This is a genomic window from Flavobacterium sediminis (assembly GCF_003148385.1).
GTDB lineage: Bacteria > Bacteroidota > Bacteroidia > Flavobacteriales > Flavobacteriaceae > Flavobacterium > Flavobacterium sediminis.
In genome coordinates, this window is the sequence record NZ_CP029463.1 from 63,602 (window position 1) to 83,087 (window position 19,486).

The window sequence follows — 19,486 nt, forward strand, 5'->3', positions numbered from 1 at the left end:
GCCTTTCTTATGTTAATTAAGGAAGTACCTCATTTTTTTCTTCATCTACGGGTTCTTCTTCTACCTGTACCTTATCTTTTTTGTCAAAGATCAACCCTATCATCATAACCAGAGCTGACAAAACAATAACCTGAATAATCAATGCTTTATTGACTAAAGGAATCTTACTCTCCAAAGGGATTTTCAAGAACAATAAGATCGTGATCAACCCTCGAGGAGCAATAAATAATAACGGCATCAATTTTACTTTAAACACTTTTAGCTGAATCGCTCTGACCAAGTAGATCAATGCTACAATTCCCAGAGCCAACTCTAGCGTATTAGGATTTAATATATCTTCCGTTTTCATTAAAAAGCCAAACAATAAAAAGAACAGTGAACGAACTAAAAAAGCGGCCTCTCCTATCAGTTCTTTAAACTTAACTACTTCCCGGTTCAATGTTCTGGGTTTTAGCTTCTGAATGAATTTAAAACGATCTAACTCGTCAAAATTTCCAAGAAATAAACCGAATAACATAATAAAAATCAATGCCGGCAAATGGTATATTTCAGAAATTGCAAAGATCAATATGATCAATAAAATAATCGGAGCAAATTTCACATGGTGGTCTATCCTACTCAACAAAAATGCTAAAAATGCTGTTGCTATAAATGAGATCAGTAACATTAAGAAAACCTCTAAGGTAAAATTCCCGAGAGTTTCAAGGTTGATCACAGTATTAAGCGCTAAAAAATTAAAAAATAAAACACCGAGAATATCTGACAAACTACTTTCATAAATAGCAAACTCTTTGTTAAATACACCTAAATTCCCCACACTGGAAATAGCAATTGCACTACTGATGATACACAAAGGAATTGCATTAATTAAGCCCTCTTTATAAGTTGCATCTAAAAAATAATAAAAAAAGTGTCCGATAACAAAGGCTGTAATGATCAAAGGTAATATTGCCGTCACAACCGTTTTCGCTACAAAAGGTAATTTCCGCTTGTTCAGATCCAGCTCTAAAGATCCCTCAAGAACGATCAGCACCAAACCGATTGTTCCGAAAAATTCTAAAAGCGGCTCCAGATCCGGAGTGACTAAATGGATCACTTCTGTAGCTTGTTTTACTACCCAACCTAAAAGCAATAATAAGATAACCGAAGGTATCTTTGTCTTTGAAGAAGTAATAGTAAATAAATAAGCTAATAAAAGTAAAACACATATAGTGATGATAATAGCGAAATTCATGGGCGTTATTTTATAGCAAGATAAAAATAGTTTTCAACATTTAATTTGTTCCCCGCAAGATTTTTTTATTTTTGTTTCAACATTTTTATAATATGATAAACCCCTCTATATCAGGTTGGATTGATAAATATTTCCATGAAAACGAGAATAATTTCATCGATTTCAAGGGAAGTTTCACCTCTTTCTACAAAACCGTCAGAGAGTCGGGCTTCATTTATGGCTATACCATTTCGTTCAACTTAAAAGAAAGCTATCCTATCGAAAAGTTTTCTCAGGACGAAATCACTAAGGTAGGACTGTTAACTTCTTTGTATTATGTTTACACTTTAGTAACCGGTGATACCGATAGCAAAAACTTTATCAAAACGGCCAAAAACTTCTATAAAGAAGTTCAGCACGAAAATTATATTTTTTTAAAGAACATTCTCCCCTCTGCTAATAATAGTTCCAAACTGGAAGTGATTATTAATGACAGGATACAGACCAATGCAAACTTTATCAGTAAGAACTTTTCTCATATTATTACTAATGCTTTGCTTTTTATTGATGTTTTAGCTTTCTTTAACTATCTGAAAGCTAAAAATCATTTTTCAGCGAAATATATCAAAGATTTTGAGCTTTGCTGTATCAAAATAGTATCATTAGCTCTGAATGTAAAGCAAAACAAAACCAAATATGATGAACTGATCATTAAACTATTTGAAAACTCGCTTCGCTATACTAAATCTCCGGAATTTGAAGAAAGCAGTTTAGAAAAGCTGAACTTTCAGGATTATCCGCACATCCTTGAACGTTTATATCTTTTAGACCTAACCGAAATGGCGCTGTGGAATGATGAAAAATTAGAATCAAAAGAACTTCAGTTCTTAAATGAGATCATTATCCGTTTACAATTAGAACATATCAATTTAGATAACAGTTGTCAAAACATTGATCAATTTATCTCAAAATACAAAGAAGAAATTCCTTATTTCAATTATTCTAATCCGGTTAAACACTTTTACGACCAAACGAATAAAACGGTTACTAAGCTTATCATTCGCAATAAAAACAGACTGATCAAAGAAATAAGTGAAAGCAAAGAACTTATGATTTTACTCCTGCAATCCACCTCTCGCGAACTGGATGAAACAGAAAAAAAGAAAGTAAAAAAACAGCTACTTGACATTTGTAAAACAATACCGTCTTTGACCATTTTTTTACTTCCGGGAGGAGGAATCTTATTACCAATTCTAATTAAATATATACCTCAGCTTCTACCCTCCTCTTTTAATGAAAATCTGGAAGATTAAAATTGTAATTTATACACTTCATCCAAATCATCATTAGAGCTGAAGTTCAATCCTAGGTCGGTAACATATCCGGAATTTAATCCGTAGACCCACCCGTGAATACTTAAATCTTGTCCTTTTTTCCATGCAGATTGAACGATAGAGGTTTTGGCCAGATCAAATACCTGCTCCTTAACATTCAACTCTACAAAACGATTAAAACGTTCTCTGTCATCAGCAATAGCATCAAGTTCCGCTCTGTTAAAACGATAAACATCCTTAATATGTCTGATCCAGTTATCAATAATCCCGATGGAATTATTGGTCATAGCTGCTTTCACGCCACCACAACCATAGTGTCCACATACAATAATATGTTGGATCTTCAGTGCATTAACTGCATAATCCAGTACACTCAGCATACTCATGTCGGTATGCAGAACCATATTTGCTATGTTGCGATGTACAAAAACCTCTCCCGGTTCTGCCCCTATAATCTCATTGGCCGGAACACGGCTATCTGAACAGCCGATCCACAATAACGGTGGCTTTTGTCCATCTGCTAAATTGTTAAAATAATCCGGGCTGATCTGCAATTTTCTTTCAACCCATTCTTTATTATTTTCCAGTATTTTTTTATAAAACTCTGTCATGTTTTGCTCTGATTAGAACTCATTTATTTTCTTTTTCAATATCAATTCTTCCGGACTGTGAATTCTTAATATTGTAATGCTCTTTAAAACCTATTAAAGTCAACTCTATTTCTTTATTTTCGGCAGCTTCTACAAAATCCTTAATAACCTCCTGAACATCAAAATCGATATACGTTGTCAAAGAAGCATCAATAATTAACTTTGATTCTTCCGGAATTTGGCTCAATGTTTTTTTAATAGCAGCCTTATTCAAAAAAGAAACTTCCTGTGCCAGTTTAATCGTGATGATATCTCCTTCTTTGTAATTTTCTTTGTTAAATGAATAGGCTACTTTCAGGTTCTCATACAATAAGAATAATATACTGACAAATAAACCTATTGCCACTCCTTTTAAAAGGTCGATCCCTACTACGGCTACTACAGTAACGAAAAAAGGAATAAATCTTGTTTTACCGCTTTTCCATAAATGCATAAAAACCGAAGGTTTTGCCAGCTTATACCCCACCATTAGTAATACAGCAGCCAAAGCAGCCAGAGGAATACGATTTAAAACAGAAGGAATAACCAGAACACACAACAACAATAAAATTCCGTGAAAGATCGTTGCCATTTTAGTTTTACCACCGGAATTGATATTTGCTGAAGATCGAACCACTACTGAGGTCATAGGCAAACCGCCTAAAAAACCACTGATAACATTACCGATACCCTGAGCTTTTAGTTCTTTATTGGTATTTGTGAATCGTTTCCATGGATCCAGTTTATCTGTTGCCTCAATACACAACAAGGTCTCTATTGAAGCTACAATAGCAATTGTAACCGCTACCATCCAAACTTTAGGATTCAGAAATGCAGACAACTTAGGCAAAGAAAGTCCCTCTTGAATTTCCGTGAATGACGGTAAATTTACCAAATGGCTTTCATTCACTACTGCCAAAGGAGAACCGGCACCTTTGAACATCTCATTCAGAACAATACTTACAACCACCACTACCAATGCCCGGGTAATAATTTGATTCTTTTTAAGAAAGAAACTTTATCCCATGCTATTAAGATGATTACAGAGATCACTGAAATCAATAAAGCGCCTAAATGGATATAGTTAATGGACTCTATTAAAGTATCGAATGTATTATGCCCTGATTTTTCTATAAAGAAAAAATCACCTTCATTGTCTATATCATGACCAAAGGCATGCGGAATTTGCTTCAGAATAATAATTATTCCGATGGCAGCCAGCATTCCTTCGATCACACTGGTCGGAAAATAATTGGATAGCGCTCCCGCTTTGATATAACCTAACAGGATTTGTATACAACCGGCTAAAATAACAGCTACAAGAAATACCTGAAATGAACCTAAATCCATAATGGCATTCATTACTATTGCTGTTAAACCGGCTGCCGGACCGGATACGCTTAAATTAGAGTTGCTAAATATTCCGACTACAATGCCTCCTATGATTCCGGATATGATTCCCGAAAACAGAGGTGCTCCCGAAGCTAACGCAATCCCTAAACACAAAGGCAATGCTACTAAAAAAACTACTAATCCGGAGGATAAATCTCCTCTGATATTAGAAAATAAATCTTTGTTCATAAATATATTTTACAAATTAAACTCTACTTCAAATACTATAAGTTGAAGTTTACACAATTTGAAAAGATATTATGATAATTCGGGAGGCGGTAAAAATATAAGAGCTGATAACGATTCAAGGATCACTTCGTTCCTGTTCAGAAAAAGGTTGTTCTTAGAACAGCTAACTGAAACAGATTCGCAATTAATAAACAATTGAGAAGATACATTAATCGCTTCAAAAGAAACGTGGTTTTCTTCTTCTTCTGCCATATTGTAAAAATAAGAAGTGTCTGCTTTTCTATCTAAAATACTAACTACAGTTGGAGTCATCAGAAAGATAAAAAACAAAAGAAGAACTATTTTGGTCAAACACTTCATAGCACAAATATAGAATTTATCAGCAGAAATACTAATAAAAATACATAAAAAAACCACGCTGATTGCGTGGTTCCTTCTTTTAAATTTCTTCTTCCATCCAGGCTTTAAGCATCCAGATGGTTTTTTCCTGCTCTTTTATAAAATCACTCATCATAGAGTTGGTTCCTTCATCATCAATTGCATCGGATGCGTTTAAAATTTCACGTTCTACCTTTAACAGATCCGTTAACGATTCTATTACTAATTGTACGGCCTCAACATCCTTAGAAATGTTTTTCCCTATTTTTAAACGATTATGTTCCAAGTAATCTGAAAAAGTATGTAAAGGAGTTCCCCCGAGTGTCAGAACTCTCTCTGCGATCATATCGATCTTTACTTGAGAGTCATTATACAATTCCTCAAACTTTAAGTGTAAATCAAAAAAGCGCTTTCCTCTGATATTCCAATGTAAACCTCTTAAATTTTGATAATATACCTGAAAATTAGAAAGTAAAGTATTTAGATCTTCAATTAATTTTTCCGTTTCTTTAATAGGTAAGCCTAATGTGTTTGTTTTCATAATTTTTTGTCCTTTTTTAATTACATTCAAATTTACGATTTTTTACACTTTTTTCCCATAATCTGAATTGATAGTTATTATATTTGCATCAAAATAATTTATTAAAGATGACCATAACTCAACTTCACTATGTTTTAGCTGTTGCCGAACATAAAAATTTTACCCTCGCTGCCGAAAAATGTTTTGTTACCCAACCTACTTTGAGCATGCAAATCCAAAAATTAGAAGAAGAACTGGATGTTATCATCTTTGATCGAAGTAAAAAACCGATCTCCTTAACCGAAGTCGGTGAAAAGATTGTCACTCAGGCTAAAAACATTGTCAATGAAGCCGGAAGAATAAAAGACATTGTCGATCAGCAAAAAGGTTACATAGGAGGAGAATTTAAAGTAGGGATCATTCCGACGATCATGCCGACCTTGTTGCCAATGTTTCTGAATAACTTCATCCACAAGTATCCTAAAGTCAATTTGATTATTGAAGAAAATACTACTGAGGAAATCATTACCAAGTTAAAAAACGGGCACCTGGACTGTGCCATAGCCGCCACTCCTCTGGAAGAAGAGAGTATTAAGGAAATCGTTTTATACTACGAACCGTTTGTTGCCTACATTCCTGAAAGCAATAAGAACTACAACAAAAAAGAAATTGAGATTAACGATCTCAATGACGATAATATCTTATTATTGCAAGATGGACATTGTTTTAGAAACGGAATTTTAAATCTATGTAAAAACAATAAGTTTTTAGAAGAAGGCGGATTTCATTTAGAAAGCGGAAGCTTTGAAACCTTGATCAAATTAGCTGATGAAGGCCTTGGGGTTACACTTTTGCCATACCTACATACGATTGACCTTAATGAGAAGAATAAAGCTAAACTTCGCGATTTTACAGATCCTAAACCTGCCAGAGAAGTGAGTTTGATTTATCCTAAAAACGAACTTAAAATACATATTATAGAAGCACTCCGCAATACCATATCGGGTGTGATCAAAGGAGCTATTGCCTTTCATGATGTAGAAATCATAAGTCCTAAACTAAAATAAAAAAGAGTGGTTATACCACCACTCTTTTCTTATATTTTTATATTATTAGTTTACATATATTAAACACTGCCTCAACTCCGGCTTTTCTTTTGTAAATTGTAGTAACCAATCTCTTAATTGCTCAATTTCATACGGTAATAAAACTTTAACGGCCTTTTCTAGTTCTTTACAAAAAAGTCTAGGGTCAAAACTAACTCTTTCAAGTATAGATTTAGTGTACGAATACATTGATCTTGACATACTTTTTTAGGATATATTGGTTAAACATGGGGTAAGAACGCATTTCAAAAATAATAATTTTTAGAATACATTTGCCATTATATTCATTAAAAAAATCTTAAAAAAAACATAATTTTTTATTTTAAGGCTCTTAACATTTCTCGTTTACCAGGTGCCCGGGCAGTTTTTCTACTTTAAACCCTGATGCTAGCATGGCTTTTTTAATACTCGTCCGACATGCATACGTTACCAAAACACCATTAGGTTTTAAAGCTTTGAACATTCTTTCAAAAATAGCTTCATCCCACAGCTCCGGTTGAACCCTGAATCCGAAAGCATCAAAGTAAATCAAATCAAACGTATTTTCATCCTTTATATCTTGAAAAAATTGTTGTCTTTTCGTTAAAGAAAAAGTTTCATCAATTGTCGTCGGCTTATCCCATGCTGATTCGTGCATGCGATCAAAAATAGTTTTGTATTGGTCAGCATCCAACTGGGATACATAATTAAGCTGTGATATTTCTTCAACTGAAACCGGGTAAGCCTCTACGCCTACATAATTGATCTTTAGCTTCCTTTTGTTATGCTCTAAATAGGTTATAAAAGCATTTAATCCTGTACCAAAGCCTATTTCTAAAATAGCGGCTTCTTCTGAAAACAGATCCAAACCGTTCTTGATAAAAACATGATAAGCTTCCTGTATTGCCCCATGTTTAGAATGGTAGCTTTCATTCCAGTCTTCAATATGAATGGTCACTGAGCCATCATTAGTCGTGATAATCTTTCGATTCATAATCAGAATGTTCTGTAAAAACAAAAAAGTTTAAGAATTACTCTTAAACTTTTTACTCTTATTTAATGTATAATTTTTTGATCTTCGGAATAGGTCCTCCGCATTTCACTTCGTGACATTTGATACATGCGTCAATTCCATTATTAAAATGCTCTTTAGCATTCTCAGGATCATTATAAATAAGTTCTTGTGCTTCTATGAACTTTTTTGCCTGTTCATTGAAAAACTGATCCTTATCGGTTTCATCCGTTAAGACGGCTTCGTGTATACGCATAAAATGCTGCGGAAACCTCCCTATGGTATCCCCTTTCAGGATTCTTTCTTTTAAACGTTGGTTATCAACATACATCTGTTCCATTAAAGCAGCCATTTCACTCATCTCATACATATCAAATCCATCATCATTTTTAGAAGAATCTGATGTACACTCTGCTGTCTTGGCATCTGCCGTTTCTTTTTTTTCTTCTTCTTTACAAGACTGAAAAAAAGTTAATCCCACGATTAAAAGAGAACTAAAAACTACTTTCTTCATCCTATTTATGGATTAAAACACCATCAGCCATAAAAGAATAGGTAACTTCCGGCTCTGTGATGCTGTCAATGGCAGCTTGTGATTTTCCTTCATCTTTTGCATAATGTTTCAACTCATCCACACTGATTACACTTACAAAAGCTTTTCCGTTAACCACGACATCTTTATCCTGAGCATTTTTGGGCACAAAAAAACCATAATCTTTAAATTTCACAAAAGCTTCTTTGTCATTTTCTAGTCCTAATGTCATCCAGCAACCTTTCTTTTGACATACTTCATGAATAGAAGACTGAAATTTAACATCTACAGTGTCTCCTTCTTTTAAATTACTGAATTTTTCCATCATTTCATGAGCGGAAATTGCTCCTTCAGACGTTATTGAATCGCCGAAAACAGCATATTCTACTTCTACCTTAGGCTCTTCAACCACTGTTACTTGTTCTTCTTTTTTGTCCTTACCGCAACTTAACAAGGTCAAAAGAATGCCAAAAGCTAATACATTTTTCTTCATAATTACTTATCTTTGCAAAAAATTTATTGATTCTCTGATTTTCTGTAAAATTATTTATATACGACAATATACAAAAGGAATTCGTAAAAAAATATCAACAAATCACTCAAAACCAATAAATTTAAACCTATTTTTTACTATTCATAAAAAAACATTGTTTATTTTATTAAATTCTTAATTTTATACGTAAAATTAAAGGATATTTTGTTTATTTTTGAAACACACAATTTTTAATATAAGAACTAATGGAAATTAAAACTCTCGAGGACATCAAACTCAACTTAACTGAGCGTTCAAAAATTAATGATATTGATTTTGAAAATTTAAGTTTTGGTAATGTTTTCACAGACCACATGTTGGTTTGTGACTTTGTCAACGGCCAATGGAAGCAACCTGAAATTATGCCATACGCGCCATTCACTATTGAACCGTCTGCACGAGTTTTCCATTACGGGCAAGCTATCTTTGAAGGAATGAAAGCGTATAAGGATGAAGCCGGAGATGTATGGCTTTTCAGACCGGAGCAAAATTTTGCCCGTTTCAACAAAAGCGCTGTTCGCTTGGCTATGCCGGAAGTTCCGGAAGAGGTTTTTTTAGGCGGATTAAAAAAATTGATCCAAATTGATAAAGAATGGGTAAAACGTGGTGACGGAAAATCTTTATATATTCGCCCGTTTATGATCGCAACAAGCTCAGGAGTTATTGCTTCTCCTTCTAACAACTACCGATTTATGATCATTCTGTCGCCGGCAAAATCATATTATTCCGGTGAAGTAAAAGTAGTTATTGCCGATCATTTCAGTAGAGCCGCTAACGGTGGTATCGGTGCTGCAAAAGCTGCCGGTAATTATTCCGCACAGTTCTATCCTACAAAATTAGCTAACGAAAAAGGATTCCAGCAAATTATCTGGACTGATGATGCTACTCATACTAAATTAGAAGAAGCCGGAACAATGAATGTTTTCTTCCGTATTAATGATACTTTATATACTGCTCCTACAAGTGAAAGAATTCTGGATGGCGTTACAAGAAAAAGTCTGATCGAACTGGCTAAAAAAGAAAATATCAATGTTGAAGTAAGATCAGTATTGGTTGATGAATTAGTTGCAGCAGCCAAAGACGGTTCGTTAAAAGAAATTTTCGGAGCCGGAACTGCAGCAGTAGTGAATCCTATTGCCGGTTTTGCTTATAAAGACGAATATTTTGAATTGCCTAAAGTTGAAAAATCGTACGCTTTATATTTAAAAGAAAAGCTTACCAATATTCAAAATAAAGTAGCAGATGACACTTTCAACTGGACTGTAAAAATTTAGTTTCCGATGAAAACAGTCTCGACACAAGACAATGCGTTTTTACATCGAGACTGTTTTCTTTATAAGTCCAATACTTCTTTAATATTCGGCTTAAAATAATTAGGACCTTTCATTACTTTACCGTCTTCTCTATAGATCGGTTTTCCATTCTCTCCTAATTTACTCATATTGCTACGCTGAATCTCTTCAAAAACGTCCTCGATCTTATGTTGTAAACCATGTTCTAAAATGGTTCCGCACAAAATATAAAGCATATCGCCAAGAGCATCTGCTATCTCAATCAAGTCTCCGTTTTGAACGGCTTCAAAATATTCTTCATTTTCTTCTTTCATCAAATTATACCGCAATAGATTAATAGATTCTCCTAAATCTGCTTTTGGTAAAGAGCTTATTCCTAATCCGAACGATTCGTGAAAGATCTGTACTGAGCTTAACTGTTTTTTCATGTTCTTAACTTTTTTATTCCGATAAAAATATAGATTTGATTAATGCTTTTGCGTACTTTTGTGAAAAATTTTTCCCAATGTTTTCAACCGGCCAAATTTATTTCGCTATATTTTTTGTAATTGCCTTCATAGCAACAATGATCTACGTTTACAGAAAAGACTTAAAAGAAATGAAAAACCAATATAGAGGAATTTACTGGATTCTGATCGGGTTTCTTTTATTTATAGCTTTTTTATTCTTTATTAAGTTTTATATTAAAGAATAATTTCTTTATATTTGGATGCCCTCCTAATTTACTATTTTGTTAGTCTAAATGAAAATTGCTAAATATATCATTTTATTATTAGCACTTCTTGGTGTTGCCTTTGTGGTTTTCATTACCACACAACCTAAGCATTTTTCAGTCAGCACTTCCTTTACAGTCAATCACCCTAAAGATTCGGTTTCTCAATTTGTTTCTGACGGCTCCAAATGGAAGTCTTGGTTTAACCGTTTTGAATCCAATACAGAAAATACTTTTACTACAGAGAACGATTCGTTCAAATGGATCAACGAAAATACAAAAGGTTCTTTTTCTCTTGCTAAAAGATACCAAAATGACTCCCTTGTCCAAAAAATGAATTACAATGGCATCCAGGGTACAAGTAAATGGGACTTCACTCCGAATTCTGATTCTCAAAAAACAGATATTTCCTGGCACATATCGGGAGATTTAAGTTTCCGATGGAAAGTAGTTGCTTTACTTAACGGAGGTATTGAAAATTTCTTCAGGAACAAGCAACAAAATGCGCTTCAGGAAATTAATAAGCAAATTGTTGATGCAATTTTATTTCATCAGGTTTCAGTTACCGGGATCATTACTAAACATGAAACGAATTATGTGTTTAAAAAAGATTCCGTAGCACTATCAGATTTTCAAAAAGCCTTTTCAAAGAGCAAAGTTGAAGTTTCTCTTTTTGTAAAACAAAATAATATTGAAACAAATGGTCAACCTTTTGTTTTAGTGTACCAAAATTCAAAATATAACCGATTTGCCACTTGTTATCCGGTAACCGAAGAGATTATTACAACCACAAACAGTAAAATAGATGCTGCCAAACTAAATGAATTTCAAGCACTCAAAGTAACCTTTAAAGGAAACCCTTCTTTTAAAAACGAAGTTTTTACTAAAGCAAAAGAATATTTAGAGAAAAACCAGTATACTTTTGATGAAAAGGAATTTAAATGGCTGGAAATTCATAAAGAAGAAATAAACTCAAAAGGAACGGTCTCTGAAACAATTGAATACTACTTTCCTGTTAAACGTAAGCATATTCCGGTGGTATCACTGCAGGACTCCGTACAAAACAATACTTCTGACCAGACTGAAATAGTAACAACTAGCGATAGTCTTTAGAAATCAAACGAAATACCGTCATCCGCTAATAACACATTCGGAAAAATAGCCTCAGCCTCTTCCTTAAAGGCATCAATAGAAGCATAACGTGTAGAATAATGCCCCAAAACCAAATGTTTAACCTCAGCTTCTTTTGCTATTGTTGCCGCTTGTATAGCCGTAGAATGCATAGTTCTTTCCGCTAAATGAGCTTCTGATTCTAAAAAAGTAGATTCATGATACAATACATCTACATTTTTGATTAAAGGAACCATTCCGGGATTAAAAACCGTATCACTACAAAAAGCGTAACTTTTCTCCGGTTCTGGGTTAAAAGTCAACAACTTATTATCTACAACAGTTCCATCCTCTAAAACTACATCTCCTCCGTTCTTGATCTTTTGATAATAACATACATCAATATCGTATTTTTTAACCTCATCTATATTGATCTTTCGCTGGCTATTCTTTTCCCGGAAAAGATAACCATTTGTATATATACGATGTGCCAGAGGAATCGTTCTCACCGTTACATGATCGTCTTCATAGATCAACTCACTTTCTTTAGATTCTAATTCATGAAAATAAAGATTATAACTTGTATAGGAAGCTGAAGCTTTCAGTTGTAAAAGTATAATTTCCTTAATCCCTTTTGGACCGTAAACGTGCAGATCGTTAACTCTGTTAAGTAGTGTAAAAGTAGAGATCAATCCGATCAGTCCATAAAGGTGGTCACCATGTAAATGCGAAATAAAAATATGGTTAATCCGGGAAAACTTGATCTTATGTTTACGAAGTTGCACCTGAGTTCCCTCTCCGCAATCAATCAAAAACATCTGGTTTTTGATTTCAAAAAGTTGGGAAGTAGGATTCGTTAAAGTTCTCGGAGTTGCTGCATAACAGCCTAAAACGGTTAATTTCATTATTTTTATATTCCGTGTTTACTACTAAACAGTTTTAATTATCATTTTAACACTACACTATATCTTCCTATTTCTGATTCCATTTATCTATTTTTCCATCATACCATTTTAGAAATTTGGGAACAGTACTAATTCCGTAAAAAAATATGAAATATCCCCCTAATCCCCATATTCTACTATAATCACCACTTATAAAAGCACTTCCTGAAATCAAACTTACATAAATGATTAGTATTAAATATGCTGAAATCTTTAAAAATCTGATTCCTTCTTTTGATCGTATCAGAAATCTAAACAAGAATAATATTAACAACGCTATTAGTAAGAAATAATGTAAAAATCCCTCAAACAATTCTTGATTTTTTAATAACACCAATAAATCATCAAACATACAATATGTGATTTAATTTTCTTTTTGAAGAAGAATCGAAAATTACTTGATTACTTTTGGTACAAACAAAAGCCAGTGTATTAATTCAAAAAAGATTAAAAGCCCAGATCTCTTTCTATTTCCTCCATTTCAATAATATCATGAGCCTCTAAAACTGAGGGCACTACAGTCAGAAAATCCGGAACAGTATGAAAATCAATATCCTTAGCTACTACTACTAATGACTTTTTTTGTTTCTGTTGTACTTTGCTTAATTGTTTAAATTTGTTCAAATCCTCTACACTTAAGTCATCAGAAACAGTAATATCAACAATCAGATTTAAGTCTTCATACTCATGAAAACTCTTCTCTAAATTATCCAAAAACGTATCAATTTCGTTCTTAGTTTGTCTTACAATCGTTGTATTTTCTCTTTTATCGATCTTCATCTTTTTAAAATATAAGCTAAGATATAAAATTTATTATTGAATTTTACTCGCCAAAAGATAAATTACAGCCATTCGTATTGCCACTCCGTTCTCAACCTGATTCAGAATAACAGATTGTTTAGAATCGGCTACATCCGATGTAATTTCAACACCTCTGTTAATCGGTCCCGGATGCATGATCGTAATCTCTTTATCTAAGGAATCCAGTAACTCTTTTGTTACCCCGAATTGCTGTGAATATTCGCGGGTTGTCGGGAAATAACTAAAGTCCAGACGTTCATTCTGTACGCGAAGCATATTAGCCACATCAGCCCATTCTAAAGCTTTTCTTAAATCGGGTTCCACTTTTACACCTAATTGCTCAATATATTTAGGTAGTAATGTTTTAGGTCCGCAAACTTTAACTTCGGCTCCTTGCATTTGCAGTGCAAAAATATTGGAAAGCGCTACCCTTGAGTGTAAAATATCACCCACAATGACTACTTTCTTTCCTCTTACTTCTCCTAATTTTTCACGAATAGTAAAACTATCCAATAATGCCTGTGTGGGATGCTCATGTGCTCCGTCTCCGGCATTTACTATACTGGCTTTAACGTTCTGAGATAAAAAATGTGCTGCTCCCGGCGAACTATGGCGCATAACAACCATATCAACCTTCATCGATAAAATATTATTTACCGTATCAATCAATGTCTCTCCTTTTTTTACCGATGATTGCGCTGCCGAAAAGCTAATCACGTCAGCAGAAAGACGTTTTTGAGCCAATTCAAAGGAAAGTTTAGTACGGGTACTGTTCTCAAAAAAGATATTCGCAATAGTTATATCCCGTAAAGAAGGTACTTTTTTAATGGGACGGTTGATCACTTCTTTAAAATGGTCTGCCGTTTCAAAAATTAATTCAATATCTTCTTTGGTGATGTATTTAATTCCTATTAAATGATTTACCGAAAGTGTTTTCATTCAAATTGTATCGTTGTGTTGTTGTTGTTTATTTTTTCAATTCCAATAAAACTTCATCTTCTCCGTCATATTCTTTCCACTTAACCACTACTTTTTCATTGTTAATGGCATCTACCTGCCTTCCTCTGTAATCCGGTTGAATAGGTAAATGGCGACTAAACCTTCTGTCAATTAACGTTAATAATTCTATTTCTGAAGGTCTTCCGAACGACTGTATTGCGGTTAATGCTGCCCGAATACTCCTGCCGGTATATAAAACATCGTCTATAAAAACGATTTTTTTATCGTCGACAACAAAATCGATCTCCGTTTTATTCGCTTCCAGAGGTTTTTCATTTCTCCTGAAATCATCCCTGAAAAATGTAATATCTAAAAAACCTAATGAAATATTTTGAATGTGATATTCTTCTGTTAAAATCTTTACCAAACGCTCGGCAAGAAATTTACCGCGCGGTTGAATTCCGATAAGAACAGTATCTTTAAAATCCTGATGATTTTCAATTAACTGGCAAGCCAAACGATGCAAAATAATAGAAATTTCCTTTGCTGAAAGCAGAACTTTTTGACTCATAGAGTGTGGAGTTGTGTTTGGTGTGTAAATTTACAACAAAAATCATTAACTTTAGAGGAAATGTTCTCAAATGAGAAATTGAAAAACAAATTATAAAAAACTTCGATATCTCTGATTTCTTATCCTACATTAACTTCATTCTTTTTTAGCTGTTGTAACTTTGTATCAAACAAAAAAAGATAGTATGAAAACAAAAAATATAGAATTAGTATTAGCGCCCCCCACTCCTCATTTTGTCGGCGATGGTTTCCGAGTTCACAACTTTATCCCGAGTGCCTATCACCTAGACATGGAACGAATGGATCCTTTCATCATGCTCGATTATAACTCTAAACACTTCTTCTCCGCTACTGATACACCCCGTGGCGTTGGTGTACATCCGCACAGGGGATTTGAAACAGTAACTATTGCTTATGAGGGAAAAGTGGAACATCATGACAGTGCCGGAGGTGGCGGAATTATCGGTCAGGGCGATGTACAATGGATGACTGCTGCCAGCGGTGTTTTGCACAAAGAATTTCACGAAACAGAATGGGCTAAAGACGGAGGAATTTTTCAAATGGTTCAACTTTGGGTAAATCTGCCGGCAAAAGACAAAATGAGTCAACCTAAATATCAGGCGATTCAAAATAGTGAAATGACACGAGTAGATCTAGGTACAAACGGATTGGTTGAGATCATTGCCGGGAACTATAAAGACCAAAAAGGACCGGCTACCACTTTTAGTTCGGTTAATATGATGAATGCTAAACTCCAAAAAGGTGGAAAAGCCGAATTTGAATTTCCGGCACATTACAATACCGCAGCTATTGTTATTGAAGGAAGTATCATCGTTAACGGAACGGAAAAAGTAGCTACCGATCATTTTATATTATTTGAAAATGAAGGTGAACAATTCACTTTTGAAGCCTTAGAAAATAGTATTGTATTAGTCATTAGCGGTGAACCGCTTAAAGAGCCTATTGCCGCTTACGGACCGTTTGTGATGAATACGCAACAACAACTTGTAGAGGCTTTTAACGATTATAACGAAGGAAAATTCGGTTATTTAGAATAAAAAACATTTTGCCTCTTTTTTATTGGAAATTAGGAATAACGTTTACTTTTTTTTAGCTTGTGGGTTTAAATTTCAAACATAATGAAGTTAAATAAAGAAAATATAAATTATTATGGAGTTCTGTTTGGAGTACTCGTTTTGATTCTCTTATTGACAATAGGAAATCATAGTATACTTGAAAAGTATGAACCACAAGAAGATTGGTACGGCTCATTATTTTTAGGAATTGGGTTAGCCGCTGTTATTGGCTTCATTTTATCATTTATATCGAGAGTATTTTTTCTCATTTTTTCTATTAAAACTACGGCTACAATAACAGCTGTTAAAGAAAGTATAGCTTCATTTAAAAAACTCTCGGAAGTTTACAGAGGAACGGAAAATCCCATACACGATATGTTCATTGAAGAAAAAGATATTGTTTACAGCTATAAATTTGTCTTTGAGGCTAATGACGGTAAACGCTATTTCATTAATTCCGATAGGGTTCAGACAACTGAAAAAATTTCAGAAAATGAACAAAGAGATATTTTATACCTGAAATGGAATCCGAATAAAGCTATTTTAGACACCTTTTTTACCAAATGGAGCTGGTCGTTATTTTTTTTAATCTTTAGTCTTACTTTTTGTACTATTGGCGGATTAATGGTTACCGGTAATTTGAAATAAATATAGAACTGTGGTTAATTGTTGAAACAAATGCAAAAACAGCTATAAAAAGAATACTACTTGATTATCCGTTGGTATCTATTGGCATAAAAACGGTAACTAAGTAATCAAAATAAACATTCCAGGCTCATGCCTACTTAAAATTTGAATAAAAATGTCAAATATCGGATTAATTTTAGAAGAAAAAGCCGCTGATATCGGCAATTTTTTAGTGGGAAGATTATTGCCTTTCCGTGAAAAAAGACAAGTAGGCCCATTCGTTTTCATTGACCACATGGGACCGGCAGATTTAAAAGACTTTCAAAATTTGGATGTAGCGCCGCACCCGCACATCGGGCTTTCTACTCTGACCTATTTGTTAGAAGGATCTATTTTTCATCGCGATAGTCTGGGAAGTGCCATTGAGATCACCCCCGGAGCTGTCAACTGGATGACTGCAGGAAAAGGCGTAGTTCATTCGGAACGAACTCCTGAATATTTACGCCATACGGATAAAAAGCTTCATGGCTTGCAAATCTGGGTGGCTTTACCCAAGCACTTAGAACAATGTGAACCTACATTTCAGCATATTGAAGCTAGTGAAATTCCTGCTTGGCAAGAAGACACTACTCATTTTAAATTAATCGCCGGAAAAGCTTTTGGCAAACAATCGCCTGTCAATGTCCACTCTGAATTGTATTTTATAGAAATTAAAAGTTCTGAGGCTGTCACTTTAAATATTGGCGAACATTTGTATGGTGAAGTGGCCATGTACGTTATGGAAGGAAATGTTAACATTGAAGACAATGATTATGGCACAAAACAGTTATTAATTGCTAAAAATTCAAAACTTTGTCAATTTAGCATGAGCGAAAACACAACCGTTTATCTTTTTGGCGGAACGCCTTTTGCTGAAGAGCATTTTATTTACTGGAATTTTGTCAATTCTGATAAGGAAGTGATTGAACGGGCTAAAGAAAACTGGCGCGACCAAAATCACGAAGCCTTTCCTAAAGTTCCCGGAGACGATAAGGAATATGTCCCGTTACCGGTTAATCCATTCCATAAAAAATAAAATTGAAAAATATGAAAATAGTAGCTTTTGCAGGAAGCACCTCTTCCACATCCATTAACCGTGAATTAGTCAAATTTGTATTGCGATCTTTTCCTGACGATACTGTTAATTTACTGGATCTTAATGATTTTGAAATGCCCGTTTTTTCAGTCGATAGAGAAAAAAAGGGATTCCCTGAGCAAGCTCATCAGTTTTTAGCAGCTATTGCCGAAAGTGATGTTATTATCTGTTCTATGAGCGAACACAACAAAAATTTCACAGCTGCTTTTAAAAATATCTTTGACTGGTGTTCACGAATCAATGTAAAAGTCTTTCAGGATAAAAAAATGTTCCTGATGAGTACTTCACCGGGCGGCTATGGCGGAGGAAATTCGATGGCTTTGGCACAAAAGAACTTTCCGGCTTTTGGCGCTGATATTATTGAAAGTTTTTCGTTGCCGAAATTCTATGAAAATTTTGACGAAGAAAATGGTGTGATCAATCCTGAACTTCTTAATGAACTAAATGCTAAAATAGCAGACTTTAAGCAAAACGTACAATAATGACAACAAAGCGATTAGAAGCATTCAGTGACGGTGTTCTGGCTATAATCATTACCATTATGGTTTTAGAAATGAAAGTACCTGAAGGGGCCGATTTTACAGCTTTGAAGCCTATAATTCCTAAATTCATCTCTTATATCCTGAGTTTTATCTATATCGGAATTTATTGGAACAATCACCATCATTTATTTCATGTTATTCAAAAAGTAAACGGAAAACTGCTCTGGGCTAATCTTTTTTTACTGTTTTGTTTATCATTAATTCCGTTTTCAACCGGTTGGATGGGAGAAAATCATTTTGACAAAAATCCGGTTGCGCTGTATGGCGTCAATTTATTTCTGTGTGCTTTAGCCTTTATTCTTTTAGAAAAGTCTTCCATTCATTATGAAGGAGAGAACTCTAAATTAAAAATAGCTCTTAAAAATTACAATAAAGAAAGCCTGTCATTACTGCTTTACTTTGCCGGAGTCATACTCTCCTATTTTATTCCCATAATGAGTATGCTGTTATACGCCGGTGTAGCATTGCTTTGGCTTATTCCCGACACAAGGATCGAAAAAACACTTAACACTTAAAAATCATGGAAGCAAACGTAAAAGCCTTTATAGAACAAGAAAATTATTATACTGAAATTACAACAGGAGCCCACACTATCATTGCTGACGAACCTTTAGATCTGGGCGGAAAAGACAAAGGTTTTGACCCTATGGAGTTATTGGCCGCTGCACTTTCAGCTTGTACTTTAGCTACACTAAAAATGTATATGGATAGAAAAAACTGGACTGCTCAAAAAATAGATGTGGAAATTCACTTAGATAATAACCGTGAAACCAGAACGACTACTTTTACCAGAACTCTTCATTTTGAAGGTACCGATCTAACCGAAGAACAGATTAAAAGATTGCATCAAATTGCAGAAGCCTGCCCGGTTCACAAAGCCTTAACCGGGGAGATTACGATTAATACTCATATTAAATAAAAA

23 protein-coding genes and 2 pseudogenes are annotated in these 19,486 nt (G+C 34.2%); 10 read left to right on the plus strand and 15 right to left on the minus strand.

All coding sequences use genetic code 11. The features are described from left to right. Positions 1-16: 16 nt before the first annotated feature. Positions 17-1,234, minus strand: a complete 1,218-nt coding sequence (locus DI487_RS00260) for a cation:proton antiporter (RefSeq protein ID WP_109567872.1) — start codon at positions 1,232-1,234, stop codon at positions 17-19. A 92-nt stretch (positions 1,235-1,326) separates the two neighbouring features. Between DI487_RS00260 and DI487_RS00265 the strand changes: the two genes are divergently transcribed. Next, positions 1,327-2,526, plus strand: a complete 1,200-nt coding sequence (locus DI487_RS00265; RefSeq protein ID WP_109567873.1) for an LETM1-related biofilm-associated protein — start codon at positions 1,327-1,329, stop codon at positions 2,524-2,526. On the opposite strand, the gene can is transcribed toward DI487_RS00265, so the two are convergent. The 4 genes and pseudogenes from can to DI487_RS00285 form a co-directional block, all read right to left on the minus strand. Then, positions 2,523-3,158: a carbonate dehydratase gene (gene can / locus DI487_RS00270; RefSeq protein WP_109567874.1), complete on the minus strand. Its 636-nt coding sequence runs from the start codon at positions 3,156-3,158 to the stop codon at positions 2,523-2,525. The two genes, DI487_RS00265 and can, sit on opposite strands and share 4 nt — an antisense overlap. A 19-nt stretch (positions 3,159-3,177) precedes the next feature. Beyond that, a pseudogene (locus tag DI487_RS00275) lies at positions 3,178-4,757 on the minus strand (SulP family inorganic anion transporter). Positions 4,758-4,826: 69 nt separating this feature from the next. Next, entirely contained in the window at positions 4,827-5,087 is a 261-nt protein-coding gene (locus DI487_RS00280) for a hypothetical protein (RefSeq protein ID WP_146193342.1), read from the minus strand. Between the two features lie 109 nt (positions 5,088-5,196). Then, a complete protein-coding gene (locus tag DI487_RS00285) occupies positions 5,197-5,676 on the minus strand; it encodes a Dps family protein (RefSeq protein WP_109567876.1) in 480 nt (159 codons plus the stop codon). Between the two features lie 107 nt (positions 5,677-5,783). Between DI487_RS00285 and DI487_RS00290 the strand changes: the two genes are divergently transcribed. After that, a complete protein-coding gene (locus tag DI487_RS00290) occupies positions 5,784-6,722 on the plus strand; it encodes a LysR substrate-binding domain-containing protein (protein WP_109567877.1) in 939 nt (312 codons plus the stop codon). A gap of 45 nt (positions 6,723-6,767) precedes the next feature. Here DI487_RS00290 and DI487_RS16200 read toward each other — a convergent pair whose 3' ends face one another. The 4 genes and pseudogenes from DI487_RS16200 to DI487_RS00310 all read right to left on the minus strand — a co-directional run bounded on the left by DI487_RS16200 (position 6,768) and on the right by DI487_RS00310 (position 8,777). Continuing rightward, entirely contained in the window at positions 6,768-6,962 is a 195-nt protein-coding gene (locus DI487_RS16200; protein WP_109567878.1) for a hypothetical protein, read from the minus strand. A gap of 116 nt (positions 6,963-7,078) precedes the next feature. Further along, positions 7,079-7,734, minus strand: a pseudogene (gene mnmD / locus DI487_RS00300) (tRNA (5-methylaminomethyl-2-thiouridine)(34)-methyltransferase MnmD). 58 nt (positions 7,735-7,792) lie between these two features. Continuing rightward, the gene (locus DI487_RS00305) at positions 7,793-8,266 is read right to left on the minus strand and encodes a hypothetical protein (protein WP_109567879.1); all 474 of its coding nucleotides are present in this window, start codon (positions 8,264-8,266) and stop codon (positions 7,793-7,795) included. Between the two features lies 1 nt (position 8,267). Beyond that, a complete protein-coding gene (locus DI487_RS00310; RefSeq protein WP_109567880.1) occupies positions 8,268-8,777 on the minus strand; it encodes a DUF4920 domain-containing protein in 510 nt (169 codons plus the stop codon). Between the two features lie 245 nt (positions 8,778-9,022). Here DI487_RS00310 and DI487_RS00315 point away from each other — a divergent pair, with 245 nt between their 5' ends. Then, on the plus strand, positions 9,023-10,090 hold the full coding sequence (locus DI487_RS00315; RefSeq protein ID WP_109567881.1) for a branched-chain amino acid aminotransferase: 1,068 nt from the start codon (positions 9,023-9,025) through the stop codon (positions 10,088-10,090). Positions 10,091-10,149: 59 nt separating this feature from the next. On the opposite strand, the gene DI487_RS00320 is transcribed toward DI487_RS00315, so the two are convergent. Then, positions 10,150-10,536 (minus strand): pyrophosphohydrolase domain-containing protein, encoded by a 387-nt coding sequence (locus DI487_RS00320; RefSeq protein ID WP_109567882.1) that lies wholly within the window; start codon positions 10,534-10,536, stop codon positions 10,150-10,152. A 314-nt stretch (positions 10,537-10,850) separates the two neighbouring features. On the opposite strand from DI487_RS00320, the gene DI487_RS00330 reads away from it, so the two are divergent. Continuing rightward, a complete protein-coding gene (locus tag DI487_RS00330) occupies positions 10,851-11,933 on the plus strand; it encodes an SRPBCC family protein (protein WP_109567884.1) in 1,083 nt (360 codons plus the stop codon). On the opposite strand, the gene DI487_RS00335 is transcribed toward DI487_RS00330, so the two are convergent. From DI487_RS00335 to pyrR, 5 genes are all read right to left on the minus strand, one after another. Further along, on the minus strand, positions 11,930-12,835 hold the full coding sequence (locus DI487_RS00335; RefSeq protein WP_109567885.1) for a ribonuclease Z: 906 nt from the start codon (positions 12,833-12,835) through the stop codon (positions 11,930-11,932). The genes DI487_RS00330 and DI487_RS00335 overlap by 4 nt on opposite strands. Before the next feature lie 67 nt (positions 12,836-12,902). Next, positions 12,903-13,226, minus strand: coding sequence for a hypothetical protein (locus tag DI487_RS00340; protein ID WP_109567886.1), 324 nt, complete (start codon positions 13,224-13,226; stop codon positions 12,903-12,905). 95 nt (positions 13,227-13,321) lie between these two features. Further along, positions 13,322-13,654, minus strand: coding sequence for a ribonuclease Z (locus DI487_RS00345; RefSeq protein WP_109567887.1), 333 nt, complete (start codon positions 13,652-13,654; stop codon positions 13,322-13,324). A 33-nt stretch (positions 13,655-13,687) separates the two neighbouring features. Next, a complete protein-coding gene (locus DI487_RS00350; RefSeq protein ID WP_109567888.1) occupies positions 13,688-14,614 on the minus strand; it encodes an aspartate carbamoyltransferase catalytic subunit in 927 nt (308 codons plus the stop codon). Between the two features lie 28 nt (positions 14,615-14,642). Then, complete coding sequence (gene pyrR, locus DI487_RS00355; RefSeq protein ID WP_109567889.1) at positions 14,643-15,185, minus strand: bifunctional pyr operon transcriptional regulator/uracil phosphoribosyltransferase PyrR; 543 nt, start codon at positions 15,183-15,185, stop codon at positions 14,643-14,645. Positions 15,186-15,369: 184 nt separating this feature from the next. On the opposite strand from pyrR, the gene DI487_RS00360 reads away from it, so the two are divergent. From DI487_RS00360 to DI487_RS00385, 6 genes are all read left to right on the plus strand, one after another. Further along, on the plus strand, positions 15,370-16,242 hold the full coding sequence (locus DI487_RS00360; RefSeq protein ID WP_109567890.1) for a pirin family protein: 873 nt from the start codon (positions 15,370-15,372) through the stop codon (positions 16,240-16,242). Between the two features lie 81 nt (positions 16,243-16,323). Further along, positions 16,324-16,908, plus strand: a complete 585-nt coding sequence (locus DI487_RS00365; RefSeq protein ID WP_109567891.1) for a DUF3592 domain-containing protein — start codon at positions 16,324-16,326, stop codon at positions 16,906-16,908. A 154-nt stretch (positions 16,909-17,062) separates the two neighbouring features. Further along, on the plus strand, positions 17,063-17,962 hold the full coding sequence (locus tag DI487_RS00370; RefSeq protein WP_109567892.1) for a pirin family protein: 900 nt from the start codon (positions 17,063-17,065) through the stop codon (positions 17,960-17,962). Positions 17,963-17,973: 11 nt separating this feature from the next. Next, entirely contained in the window at positions 17,974-18,504 is a 531-nt protein-coding gene (locus DI487_RS00375; RefSeq protein ID WP_109570549.1) for an NADPH-dependent FMN reductase, read from the plus strand. Further along, positions 18,504-19,079, plus strand: a complete 576-nt coding sequence (locus DI487_RS00380) for a TMEM175 family protein (RefSeq protein WP_109567893.1) — start codon at positions 18,504-18,506, stop codon at positions 19,077-19,079. Before DI487_RS00375 ends, DI487_RS00380 begins: the two co-directional genes overlap by 1 nt. A 5-nt stretch (positions 19,080-19,084) precedes the next feature. Continuing rightward, complete coding sequence (locus tag DI487_RS00385; RefSeq protein WP_109567894.1) at positions 19,085-19,483, plus strand: OsmC family protein; 399 nt, start codon at positions 19,085-19,087, stop codon at positions 19,481-19,483. Positions 19,484-19,486 lie beyond the last annotated feature (3 nt).